Origin of the sequence: Sorangium sp. So ce117, assembly GCF_051524395.1 — a bacterium.
Classification (GTDB): Bacteria; Myxococcota_A; Polyangia; order Polyangiales; family Polyangiaceae; genus Sorangium; species Sorangium cellulosum_B.
In genome coordinates this window covers 2,026,946-2,038,934 of record NZ_CP150309.1, presented here as the reverse complement: position 1 = coordinate 2,038,934, position 11,989 = coordinate 2,026,946, and the positions used below count along the sequence as shown (strand labels likewise).

Sequence of the window (11,989 nt, the reverse complement as noted above, 5' to 3'; positions counted from 1 at the left end):
CGGGGGCATGCTACCACACGATGCTACGTTGGCTGGTCGTGGAGGATGACGCGAGGCTCAGGCGCGCGCTGCGCGAGGCGCTCGAGGCGCGCGGCGCCGAGGTCGTCGCGTGCGCGTCGGTGGCCGAGGCGCACCGCGCGCTCGCAGACGGCGTGTTTCAAGGGATCATCGCCGACGTGATGCTCCCGGACGGGAACGCCGTCGACGTCGTGGAGCGGGCCATGACCTGCGCTGTCGCGCCGACGATCGTGGCCATCAGCGGCTCGGCGAGCCCGGCCGTCTCGTTCCGGCTCGCCCAGATGGGGGTGCGCTCGTTCCTGGCGAAGCCGCTGCGCCTCGAGGAGCTGGAGCGCACGATCGACGACGCGCTGGCCCGGCCGCCCGATCTCCGGCCTCAGGTGCGCGCGGCGGTGGGGCGGGCGTCGATCCAGGACGTCGAGGAGCAGGTGCGCACCGTCATGGTCGACGAGGCGCTCGCGCGCGCCGGGGGAAACCGCCGGAAGGCGGCAAAAATCCTGAACGTCTCGCGCCAGCTGCTCCAGCACATCCTCCGGCGGCGTTCGTAGGAGAGGCCAGCGCCATAACGCGCGGGCCGTGAACCACGGCAAATTCCTCCTCTACCGCAAGCGGCGGCGAGCGGGACGCGCCGGGGCCGGCGCCGTCACGGCCCCTGTGTCGCCGCGAACGGGTTGAGCTCGTTCGTGAACAGGTCCTCGGCCTTGATCTGCCCCGCCTTGAGGTCGCCGTCCTTCACGAGCCAGTCGATCCAGATCTGGTATTCCCCGGCCGACAGGAGCCCGCCTTTGCCGGCGACGCCCAGGCTGGTCCAGTACTTCACAAGCGACGCGTCCTCGTTGCGGCCCCGCCGCTCGATGATGCGCTGCAAGCGGGCCACCACCTCCTCGCGCGGCGTGCTCCGGGCCCACTCGATGGCGCGCGCCGCGGCCTCCACGAACTTGCGGGCGCTGTTCGGGCTCTCCTTCAAGAATCGCTTGCTCAGCACGTAGCTGCCGGCGGTGAGCTCGCCGAACAGCTCGTGATCCGAGAACAGGGCCCGGACGCCGCCGCGCTCCAGCGCCTTGTCGCGCAGGATGTCGCCGAGGACGGCGACCTCCACCTGCCCCTGTCGAAGCGCCTGCTCCGCGCTCACCGGCGGCAGCACCACCAGCGTGACCTGCGCGATCTCGGCGCTCGTGAGCCCCTGCCGCGACAGGTACTCTTTCAGCATCAGCTCGTGGTGCGCGCCCAGCGTGTTCATCGCGACCTTCTTGCCGATCAGGTCCCGCGCCGACTTGATGGGGCTGTCCTCGGTCACGTAGAAGCCGCTCCACCGCTTCGCGTCGATCCCGTAGCCGCCCACCACCGCCCGGAGCGGCGCGCCGGCGGCGATCAGCTTGATCACCGCGCCGTTGAACGCCTGCCCGAGATCGGTGTCTCCGGTGACCACGGTCTGGATGTCCTGCGGCCCGCTGATCGTGTTGCCGACGTAGCTCAGCTTGAGCGGGGCGAGGTACCCCAGATCCTCCGCCAGCTCGGGCACCGAGACCATGCCCGAGAACCCCTGATAGCGTAGCTCCTGCACCTCGTAGTCGCCGGCGGCGCCGTCGCCGTTGCCGTTGTCTCCCTTCGAGCAGGCCGCGAGCGCGAGCGCGGCGCAGAGGGCCGCCGCGAGCCTGCGGCGCGTCGTGGCGATCGAAGATGGCTTGTCGAGCTCTCGCATGGTGTCTGTCTCTCCTCGGCCGTTACTCGGCGGCGGCGGGCTCGGCGGGCGCGGGGCTCGCCGCCGTCGCCGCGAGGGACGTCCTGCGCGCCACGGCGAGGAGCACGCCGAAGAACACGGACAGGAGCAGGAACATCGTCTGGAGCCCCAGGCTCCGGCCCAGGAGGCCGCCCACGGCGCTGCCGAACAGGCCACCGGACGGCCCCACGAGCGCCTGCAAGCCGGCCACCTTGCCCCGCCCCGCCCGCGCGCCGATCCGGGCGATGCGGGTGAGGTTCGCGATCTGGAGGATGCCGAGCCCGAGGCCGAGCAGCAGGCCGCCGGCCCGCAGCGGCAGGAGATCGCGCGAGAGGCCGAGCAGGAGGAGCGCGCTCGGGACGAGGACCAGGCTCGCGAGGTAGACGCGCTCGTGCCCCACCCGGCCCACGAGGCCCCCCAGCGCGAACAGCGCGAAGATGAACGTCACGCCCTGCCAGGCCAGGAGCCCCGACGCCTCGGCCGCCGTCAGGTGGGCGACGGTGACGCCGATGGGGATGATGAAGAACATGAAGAACGAGTTGATCGACTGGGCCGCAAACTCGATCAGGCACACGCTGCGCAGCTCGACGTCCTGCGCGAGCAGGGCGAGGTCGGAGCGGACGCCGGAGAGGCGGAGCGATCGAGGGTGCGCGGACCGCGCCGTGTAAGGGCCGAAGACGATCGGCGACATGAGCACGGTGATCAGGAACGAGAGCCCGATGAGCCGGTACGTGCCCGAGAAGCCGAGCGCCTTCGTGAGGCTGGCCGCGAGCATGGGGCCGAGCAGGAACATGCCGACCATATGCGTGCCGCGGTACCAGCCGGCCTTGCCCTCGCCCACCGTCTCGAGCTGCTGCATGAACACGGTGCTCAGCGAGACGAAGCGCATCGGCATGAAGAAGCTGATCGCCGTCGTGAAGGCCAGCAGGAACACCGGAGACGGGACCGCCGGCAAGGCCATGTAGAGCGACCCGGCCACGAGGCTCCCCAGCACGAACAGCCGCGAGGGCCCGAGGTGATCCACGAGCAGCCCGATGGGGATGCTCATCAGGAGCACGCCGACGCTCTGCGATCCGGAGATCAGCCCGAGCAGCGCCTCGTTCGCCCCGAGCTCCAGCGCATACAGCGTCGTGCTCACCTTGGCCACGCCGACGCTGAGGCCCATGACCGAGGACAGCGCCGCGAACACCAGCAGGAAGCGGTTCTTGTCGATGAAGGAGCGCAGTTGGACCTCGGTGCACGGCGCGGATCAAGCCTGTTGATCCGCGCCGGCGAACACCCGCGGTCAGCAACCCCCATGCCGCGCCGGAGCGGGCCGGAACGCGGGGCCGAGAGCTTCCTCGCTGCTGCCGTGGCAGCAGCGGGTGGTGATCCGGTGCCCCGGCGCGAGCAGGCGCGCGCTCGAGCGACCCGACCCGCAACGTTGGACCGCTACAACGGCGCGACGCGATCAACCGACCGAGCGACCAACCGGCCAGGCGACCAACCGGTCAACCCGCCAACCGACCAGGCACGCGCGCCGCCGCTAGCAGGTTTTGCACGGAACCGCCCACGCTTTGTTGTTGCCCTCGTCATTTCGAGGGTGGTACTGGTGCAAGGCATGAAATTCTCTGCGATTCATGCATTGATCGCCGCGTGTACGCTCTGTTCCACGGCCGCGTGCTCGTGGCAGCCGTATGGCGAGGTCCGCGTCGTGAGACGGACGAAGGTCGGCGGCGAGCTCGCGATCCTGGGCGATCGCGAGGTGGCCATGCAGAAGGCGAGCCAGACGATGGCCACGACCTGCGGCGGACCCGAGAGCTACGAGATTATCGAAGAGGGCGAGACCGTGATCGGGGAAGAGTCCGTGGCGGAGTCCAGCGAGCGCCGCGAGAAGGATTTCTTCGGGCCGAAGAAGCGGAAGCAGGAGAGCACGCAGACGGTGCAGAAGACCGAGTGGCGCGTGAAGTACGAGTGCAAGCCGGACGAGCCGGCGGCCGCCGCGGAGGGGGCGCCCGCGGGCGACGCCGCGCCCGCGGAGGCCACCGAGGGCAAGACCGAGGGGCGCCGCGTCCACGAGGTGATCATCCGGTTCTGACGCGCGCGGCGCGCGGCGGCGATCTGTCCGTCGTGGAGCAGCAAAGCCGGCCACCGGGTCGCTCCCGGTCGCGCCGGCTTTGCGATCGTGCTCTTGGCCTGCCCAGTGGTAGATCTGGTGCAGCATGGACGTTCTTCAATGGGTTGAGCGCGCGGCGGCAGCGCCGTCATTGCTGCTCGCGACGGACTTCGACGGGACCATCTCCGAGATCACCGCGGTCTCGGGCGGGGCGGTGGCGGTGCCGCGCGCCCTCGGGGCGCTGGGGGCGCTCTCGCGGGCGCCGGGCACGACCGTGGCGATCATCACGGGGAGGACGATCCACGACGTCGCGGCGCGCACGGCGGCGCTCGACGCGGCGTGGCGCGTGGGCGAGCACGGGGCGGAGATCGCGGCGCCGGGCGGGGAGTTCGTGTACCGGGCGGAGGCGCCGACCGAGGCGCTCGACGCCCTGGAGCGCGAGGCGGAGGAGGCGACGCGGCGGGTCCCTGGGCTCTGGATCGAGCGCAAGCGCTACTCGATCGGGCTTCACTGGCGGCTCGTCCCGGCGGAGGCTCGGCCGGCGGCGTTCGACGCGCTCGGGGCGTGGGCAGACGCGGCGGCGCGGCGGGGGCTCGTGGTCATGAGGGGGCGCAGCATCCACGAGGTCCGGGACGCCGCGAATGACAAGGGCCGCGCCCTCGCGTTCCTGGTGGCGCGGCTGCCGCCGGGGACGCTGGTGGTCTATGCGGGCGATGACACGCCGGACGAGCCAGCGATCGCGCATGCCCGGGAGATCGGCGGCATGGGCGTCTACATCGCCTCGTCCGAGCGGCCGAACACCGCGGTCGAGCCCGACCTGACGCTCGATGGCCCCGGGGCGTGGATCGCGTTCCTGGAGGCGCTCGCGGCGCGCCGCGGCGGCGAGATCGGCGAGGCGCCGCGCCTCGTCTGAGGGCCGTACTCAGGTTCTCCGTTCTTGTACGTCAGAGAGAAGATCAGGAGAAGCGGTGTTGCGTGCGCCGCGCGCGGAGCACGGATGTACGGCGGGCAGATGCGGTGGGGTGGTGAGCCGGACGGCGGTGACGCGCCTCGAACGGAGCGCGAGCCCACCTGCGAGCTCCGCCGCCAGCAAACCGCGCGCGCCGTTCGTCCATGGCCGCTCGAAAGAAGAAGTCTGATTAGCGGGTGAGCTGGACCGACAGTAGAGTTCGGCGCATGTGGACATTTCACATCTCAGCACTTCCGCTCCGCCGCACGAGCCGCGTGCAGGCGACATCGGTGCCGCTGTGCCTCGTCGTCGCGCTGGCGGGCTGTTCGCCCAAGGCCCGCAGCTTCCAGGGCTCCGGCGGCGCGGGCGCCGGCGGCGGCGGGGATCACGGGGTCGGGGCCGGTGACCCCGGCGCTGGCTGGGACGGAGAGGCCCCTGCGTGCGCGGCCGAGACGCAGGCGACCGACTGCGACGATGACAATCCATGCACCGCGGACGCGTGCACCAGAGGCGCATGCGTCAACGTCCCGCTCGACGGCGTGCCGGCCCTGCCGTCCGGGCAGATCGCGGCCGACTGCCAGATCCTCACCTGCGCTGCGGGGCAGCCCTATCCTGCGCCGGACGACGCCGACGCCGACGACGACGGCGACCCATGCACGCGCGACGGGTGTCGGCGAGGGGTCGCCACGCACGTCGTGGCAGCAGGCTCGCCGTGCGGCCAGGGCCGCGTCTGCGACGCAGCGGGCGCGTGCAGGGGCGCGAACGGCCAAGCGTGCGGCGGGCCGAGGGACTGCGCGAGCGGGAAATGCGTCGACGGCGTCTGCTGCGACACCGCTTGTGACGAGACCTGCATGGCGTGCAACGTCGAGCGGTCGGTCGGCACGTGCTCGCCCCTCGGCCCCGGAGTCGAGGACGATCCGGACTGCGTGCTGGACGACAAGGTCTGCAATGGCGCGGGCGCCTGCAAGCTGGCGCCCGGCCGGCGGTGTCATCGACACGAGAGCTGCGCGAGCGGCGTCTGCCGCGGGAGCGGCCGCTGCGGCGAGTTCCCGGAGGAATGAATCTCCATCGTTCCCGGCGTTCCCATCGCTCCCATCGTTCTTATCGATCGCAACCCCGGCACCGCGTGATCGCTCATCTGGCCCCAGCCAGCGCCACCGCGTCGGGACCGGCGGGGAAACGGAGCTGCCCCGACGCGTCGTTCGCCGCGCGCCACACCCCTTCGGCCACGTCGGACTCGCTCGTCACCAGGGCCGGCTGCCCGAAGGAGGCGAAGATGCGCTGCGCGAGAGGCGCATAGGCGTCGGGGATCAAGCCTTCCATGCGGGGTCCGCCGTTGCTCGTGAAGCGCGTCGTCGGGCCGTAGCCCGGCTCGACGAGCTTCACGCGCACGCCGAAGTCCTCGAGCTCGAACGCGAGCGACGCGGTGAACCCTTCGATGGCCATCTTGCTCGCTGTGTACACGGCGACCAGCGGCATCGGCGCGAGCGTCGCGCTCGACGTCACGTTCACCACCACGCCCGATCGCCGCGCGCGGAGCTGGGGCAGCACGGCCTGCGTCATCGCCATCACGCCAAACGTGTTGGTCTCGAACACCTCGCGCACCGTGGTCATCGGCGTGGCCTCGAAGGCGCCCAGGAGCCCGATGCCGGCGTTGTTGACGAGAACGTCGATGGGCCCGCTCGCCTCGAGCGCGGCTGCGATGCTCTCGGGCTTCGTCACGTCGAGCGCGATCACACGCATCCGGTCCGACCGAGGCAGCACGTCCTCTCGAGGCGTTCGCATGGTGGCGACGACGTTCCAGCCCTGCGCGTGGAAGTGGCGCGCGGTTTCGAGGCCATAACCCGAGGAGCAACCCGTGATGAGCACAGTGTTCATGAGGGGAAGATAGCGACGGCGCGCTGGACTATCTACCATTGGGAGTCCACGTTTCGTTTGCTAGAGTCCGGACATGAACGACCCTCTCTCGGAGGTCATCGCGCTGCTCCAGCCGCGCGCCGTGTTCTCGAAGCGCATCAGCGGCGCCGGTCGCTGGGGGGTCCGCTACGCGGACTTCGGCCAGCCGAGCTTCTGCGCCGTGCTGGAGGGCAGCTGTCGTCTCGCCGTCGACGGCGAGCGCGCCCTGACGCTCGAGGCGGGCGACTTCGTGCTCCTGCCGGCGACGCCGGGGTTCACCCTGTCGGGCTTCGAGCCGGTGAGGCCAGAGCGCGTCGACCCGAAGGTGACGCCCGCGCCGACGGGCGAGGTCCGCCACGGCACGCGGGGTGGACGCCCGGACGTGCGGCTGCTCGGCGGCTACTTCCTCTTCGACTCGCCCGACGCGGCGCTGCTCGTGTCGCTGCTGCCAGCGGTGTTGCACGTGCGCGGCGTCGAGCGCCTCTCGGTGCTTGTGCGGCTCGTGGGCGACGAATCCAACGAGCAGCGATCGGGCCGCGATCTCGTGCTCACGCGGCTCGTTGAGGTGCTGCTCATCGAAGCGCTGCGGTCGACCTCGGCCGACGACGCGCCTGCGGGGCTCCTGCGCGGGCTGGCCGATCCGCGGCTCGCGCCGGCGATACGGCAGATGCACGCCCAGCTCGCGCGCTCGTGGACGGTCGCCCAGCTCGCCAGGACCGCGGCCCTGTCACGCTCGGCGTTCTTCGAGCGCTTCACCCGCACCGTGGGCCTGCCGCCCATGGAATACCTGCTCGCCTGGCGGATGGCCGTCGCGAGGGATCTGCTCCGCCGCCACGATCTCGGGATCGCCGACGTGGCCGAGCGCGTCGGCTACGGCTCGGCGAGCACCTTCAGCACCGCGTTCAGCCGGCACGTGGGCCAGCCCCCGGGTCGCTACGCGCGCGCTGTCTAGCCGGGTGTCAGGCAAACCGTTGCTCGTTGACGCAAGCCCGCACGGTCGCCTCGCCGCCGCCCACGGGCGTCATCGCGCTCTCGGCGCGGGTTCCCGCGCGGCACGGGCGCTGCAAGCCCGCCGCGTCAACGCCGGCCCGGGCTGGGCGCGGACGATCAGGCAGGGCGCCGTGATGGGCACGGCGACACCGAACGTTCGCCCTGGCCCCGCCGGCGACGAGCAAGACAGGAGATGACCATTCCTTTCCAGGGCAAGGAGTTCACGTTCAGCCAACCCGATGGGACCACGTTGCGGGTTCGCGGCTTCGGCGATCAGCACTTTGCCACCTTCGAGACGCTCGACGGGTACACCCTCGTCGAGGATCCGGCGTCCGGCTTCTATGAGTACGCGACGTTGTCCGCCGACGGCGTGGACCTCGTCCCGACAGGCGTGCTGCCCGGCAGGATCGCGCCGCTCGCGCTCGGCGTCGCGCCGGGGCTCCGCATCACCCCCGACGCCGCCCGGGCGAAGGCCCGCACGATCCCGGGGCTCCCGGTGGGCAACACGCGGTGGCGGCAGCGCCGCCGGCGCGCCCTCCGCGAGCGAGCGGCCCCGCTGGCCCGCGGCGTCCTCACGGCGCCGCCGCAGCGGACGACCACGGGCGACTTCGTCGGCCTCTGCCTCCTCGTGCAGTTCCCCGACGTCCCGCACACCATCCCGCGCGAGGAGGTCGAGGCCTTCTGCAACGACCCCGGGTACCGCGGGTTCGACAACAACGGTTCGGTGTACGACTATTTCCACGAGAGCTCGCACGGGAAGCTCCGGTACAACACCGTCGTCACCGAGCACTACACGGCCCGGCACCCGCGGTCTTATTACACGAACGAGCGGGTCGCGCAGCCGAGCCGGGCGTGGGAGCTGATCAAGGAGGCGCTCGCCGCGCTCCGGTCCAGGGGCTTCGACTTCAGCCAGCTCACCGTCGACGACGAGCGCTGCGTCTATGCGCTCAACGTCTTCTACGCGGGCGACATCGTGAACCGGTACGCCAAGGGCCTCTGGCCGCACGCGTACCACCTCCAGACGCGGGTCGAGCTCGCGCCGGGCGTCTTCGCCTATGACTACCAGTTCACGAACATGGGCCCCGAGCTCACGCTCGGCACCTACTGCCACGAGAATGGACACATGCTCTGCGATTTCCCGGACCTCTACGACTACGGCAACGAGTCGAGCGGCGTGGGCGCCTATTGCATGATGGGCCTGGGCGCCAACGCGGATCCGAAGAACCCGCCGCACATGGGCGCGTACCTCAAGTACCGCGCGGGCTGGGCCGATCGGGTCATGGTCGCCGAGCCGGACATGCGCGGCGCCCTGCGGGCCGGCGTCAACGAGTTCCTGATCCACGCGCGGAGCCAGACCGAGTACTACCTCGTCGAGAATCGGCTCCAGACCAGGCGCGACAGGTCGCTGCCGGACTCGGGTCTGGCGATCTGGCGCATCGACGAGAGGGGCGACAACAGCGATGAGCAGATGACGCCCCGGAACCACTACGAGTGCGCGCTGGTCCAGGCGGACGGCCGCTTCGATCTCGAGCGGCGCCAGTTCCACCTGGGCGACGCTGGCGACCTGTTCGGCGCTCCGTCCGCGCCCCGATTCGGGCCCGACACCGTCCCGAAAAGCGTCTGGTGGGACGGGACGCCGTCGGGGCTGGAGATCCACGACATCTCCGCGCCGGGTCCGAGCGTCGAGTTCAGCACCAGCATCCGCTACGCGTGACAGGACGGGAGCGCGCCGGGCGAATCGGTACGCTTGACCTCCCGGAGCCGCTGAGACCACATGGGAAGCCATGATCAACGCCCCGGTCCGGCCCGGCGACCTCTTGGCGGGCAAGTACCGCGTGGAGCGTCTGCTCGGCACGGGGGCCGTGGGGATCGTCGTCGCGGCGCTCCACGTCGAGCTCGACCAGCGCGTCGCCGTGAAGTTCATGCGCTCGGCCCACCACGTCACCGCCGACGTGCGCGCGCGCTTCTTGCGCGAGGCGCGCGCGGCGGTGCGGCTGCGCAGCCAGCACGTCGCCCGCGTGTTCGACGTCGGCACCCTCGAAAGCGGCGCGCCATACATCGTCATGGAGTTCCTCGACGGGCGTGATCTCGCCGCGTTGCTCAGGGAGAGCGGGTCGCTCTCTCTCGACGACGCCGTGGAGTACGTTCTCCAGACGTGTGAAGCCGTCGGCGAGGCGCACGCCGTCGGGATCGTTCACCGCGATCTGAAGCCGGCGAACCTCTTCGTCACCCAGGACGTCAGCGGCGCGGCGTGCATCAAGGTCCTCGACTTCGGGATCTCGAAGATCAGCGGCGCGGAGCTCGCCCTCACCGAAGACGACCAGCAGCTCGGCACCCCCTACTACATGTCGCCGGAGCAGATGAGCTCGCCGAAGGATGTCGACGCGCGCAGCGACCTCTGGGCGCTCGGCGTCCTCTTGTATGAGCTCATCGCCGGGGAAACGCCGTTTCACGCGGAGACCTTGGCGGAGTTCTACGGGCGCATGCTCGCGGCGAAGCCCACGCCGCTCCACCAGCGCCGGAGCGGCGTGCCCCCGGAGCTCGACGCGGTGGTCCAGCGGTGTTTGCTGCACGATCGCGAGCAGCGCTGGAGCGACGTGGCAGCGTTCGCCGGCGCCCTTGCGCCTCACGCGCCCATGCGAGCGCGGGGTTATCCGGAGCGGGTCTCTCGGGTGCTCAACATGCGGCGGTCGTCTCTGTCGGGAGCCCCGGACGCGCCGGGGTCGCGCCACGCGGAGGCCTCCCCGCCGTCGCCCAGCGCCGGGGAGGAACGGTCGCTCGAACCGCGCCCGCGGGACTCCGTGGCGAAGACAGCGCTCACCACGTCCTGGCCCAGCGGCGCCCTACCGCCCTTCGGGGCGCTGCTGTCGAAGCCGCGCTATTGGGCTCCCCTTCTCCTCGGCGGTGCGTTCGTCGCGGGCGCTGCGCTGGCGGTGATCGCCTGGGGGGGCCAGGAAAGGGCGCGATCCCCGGCGCCGACAGAGCCGCCGGCGGCCGCGTTCGGCGCGCCGAACGCGGCCCCATCCGCGCCCGTTGAACCCCAGGCTCCCCCGTCCGCGCCCGCCTCTCACGACGCGAGCGCGAAAGCGCAGCCGGAGCCCACCTCGCCGTCGCCGGCGCCAGCAACGACGGCCACGCTGAAGCCGAAGACGACAAAGCCCCCCCTGCGTGCGAAGCCCCCGGCCAAGGCCCCTCCCACCCCGAGGCATGAGCCGACGTTCTCGTACGACGAGCGGCGCTAACTTTGGGACAACGGCGACCGGTGTCGATATAATGGAATCGGTGCGTGGCCCAGGACCAGTGCGTGTGAAGCGCAGTGTCATCGCCGCGAGCGCGCTGATCCTATCGTTATCGCTCGCGCCGCGCGCCCTCGCGGACCCGACCGCCGAGGACCGGGCGGCCGCCGATGTGCTCTTCCGCGAGGGACGCGCGCTCGTCAAGCAGGGCAGCCACGCCCTGGGGTGCTCGAAGCTCATCGCAAGCCAGAAGCTGGATCCAATGGCCGGGACGCTGCTCGCCCTGGCGGATTGCTACGAGCTCAACCGCCAGACGGCGAGCGCCTGGGCGACCTTCAACGACGCCGAGGCAATGGCGCGCAGAGCGGGCGATCGGCCGCGCTCGAAGGAAGCGGGGCGGCGGGCGAGCCTCCTCGAGCCGCAGCTCTCGAGGCTCGTCATCGAGGTGGCGCCGGAGGCCCGGGTCGAGGGGCTCGAGGTGCGGCGCAACGCGAAGCCGCTCGATGCGGCGATGTTCGGCTCGGCGATCCCGGTCGATCCGGGCGAGCATACGATTGAGGTGGTGGCGCCTGGCAAGAAGGCATGGAGCACGGAGGTGGTCGTCGAGCCGAAGCCAGGGAAGAGAACGGTACACGTCCCTCTGCTCGAAGACGCGCCCGCGCCACGGCGGGAAGCGCGCGTGCCTGCGGCCACGAGCGCCGCGCCCGCGGCGAGCTCGTGGAGCGCGCAGCGGACGGTCGGGCTCGTGCTGGGCGGGGTGAGCTTGGCCGGGATCGCGGTAGGCGCGGTGTTCGGTGTCGAGACGCTCTCGAAGATGAGCGAAGCGCGCAACCAGCACTTGTGTACCAACGACGACCCTCCCCGTTGTGGCGCCGAGGGGGTCAAGCTCCATCAGGACGCCAACACGACCGCCAACATCTCCAACGTCGCGTTCGCGGCGGGAGGCGCGGCGCTCATCACAGGCCTGGTCGTGTTCCTGACCGCGCCGTCGAGCGAGGCCGCGCCGTCGACGGCGCTGGAGGTGCGCCTGGGGCCTCCGGCCGAGCTGGGAACAGCGGGGCTGTCGTTGCGAGGTACCTTTTGAG

Annotated in this window: 11 protein-coding genes; 8 read left to right on the top strand and 3 right to left on the bottom strand. The window is 71.0% G+C overall.

Annotated elements, in window-relative coordinates:
* Nucleotides 1–20: 20 nt before the first annotated feature.
* On the top strand, nucleotides 21–566 hold the full coding sequence (locus tag WMF46_RS07700) for a response regulator (RefSeq protein ID WP_437985019.1): 546 nt from the start codon (nucleotides 21–23) through the stop codon (nucleotides 564–566).
* A gap of 95 nt (nucleotides 567–661) precedes the next feature.
* Here WMF46_RS07700 and WMF46_RS07695 read toward each other — a convergent pair whose 3' ends face one another.
* Nucleotides 662–1,720: an ABC transporter substrate-binding protein gene (locus WMF46_RS07695; RefSeq protein WP_437985018.1), complete on the bottom strand. Its 1,059-nt coding sequence runs from the start codon at nucleotides 1,718–1,720 to the stop codon at nucleotides 662–664.
* A gap of 22 nt (nucleotides 1,721–1,742) precedes the next feature.
* Nucleotides 1,743–2,927, bottom strand: a complete 1,185-nt coding sequence (locus WMF46_RS07690) for an MFS transporter (protein ID WP_437985017.1) — start codon at nucleotides 2,925–2,927, stop codon at nucleotides 1,743–1,745.
* A gap of 504 nt (nucleotides 2,928–3,431) precedes the next feature.
* Between WMF46_RS07690 and WMF46_RS07685 the strand changes: the two genes are divergently transcribed.
* The 3 genes from WMF46_RS07685 (at nucleotide 3,432) to WMF46_RS07675 (ending at nucleotide 5,843) form a co-directional block, all read left to right on the top strand.
* A complete protein-coding gene (locus WMF46_RS07685; protein WP_437985016.1) occupies nucleotides 3,432–3,815 on the top strand; it encodes a hypothetical protein in 384 nt (127 codons plus the stop codon).
* 124 nt (nucleotides 3,816–3,939) lie between these two features.
* Nucleotides 3,940–4,746, top strand: a complete 807-nt coding sequence (gene otsB, locus WMF46_RS07680) for a trehalose-phosphatase (protein ID WP_437985015.1) — start codon at nucleotides 3,940–3,942, stop codon at nucleotides 4,744–4,746.
* A gap of 311 nt (nucleotides 4,747–5,057) precedes the next feature.
* Nucleotides 5,058–5,843: a hypothetical protein gene (locus WMF46_RS07675; RefSeq protein WP_437985014.1), complete on the top strand. Its 786-nt coding sequence runs from the start codon at nucleotides 5,058–5,060 to the stop codon at nucleotides 5,841–5,843.
* A gap of 73 nt (nucleotides 5,844–5,916) precedes the next feature.
* Here WMF46_RS07675 and WMF46_RS07670 read toward each other — a convergent pair whose 3' ends face one another.
* The gene (locus WMF46_RS07670; protein ID WP_437985013.1) at nucleotides 5,917–6,660 is read right to left on the bottom strand and encodes an SDR family oxidoreductase; all 744 of its coding nucleotides are present in this window, start codon (nucleotides 6,658–6,660) and stop codon (nucleotides 5,917–5,919) included.
* A gap of 73 nt (nucleotides 6,661–6,733) precedes the next feature.
* On the opposite strand from WMF46_RS07670, the gene WMF46_RS07665 reads away from it, so the two are divergent.
* From WMF46_RS07665 to WMF46_RS07650, 4 genes are all read left to right on the top strand, one after another.
* The gene (locus WMF46_RS07665) at nucleotides 6,734–7,630 is read left to right on the top strand and encodes an AraC family transcriptional regulator (protein ID WP_437985012.1); all 897 of its coding nucleotides are present in this window, start codon (nucleotides 6,734–6,736) and stop codon (nucleotides 7,628–7,630) included.
* A gap of 231 nt (nucleotides 7,631–7,861) precedes the next feature.
* A complete protein-coding gene (locus WMF46_RS07660; protein WP_437985011.1) occupies nucleotides 7,862–9,382 on the top strand; it encodes a M6 family metalloprotease domain-containing protein in 1,521 nt (506 codons plus the stop codon).
* Between the two features lie 70 nt (nucleotides 9,383–9,452).
* Complete coding sequence (locus tag WMF46_RS07655) at nucleotides 9,453–10,910, top strand: protein kinase domain-containing protein (protein WP_437985010.1); 1,458 nt, start codon at nucleotides 9,453–9,455, stop codon at nucleotides 10,908–10,910.
* 64 nt (nucleotides 10,911–10,974) lie between these two features.
* Nucleotides 10,975–11,988 carry a hypothetical protein gene (locus WMF46_RS07650; protein WP_437985009.1) on the top strand — a complete coding sequence of 338 codons (1,014 nt, stop codon included), beginning with the start codon at nucleotides 10,975–10,977 and terminating at the stop codon, nucleotides 11,986–11,988.
* Nucleotide 11,989: the final 1 nt, after the last annotated feature.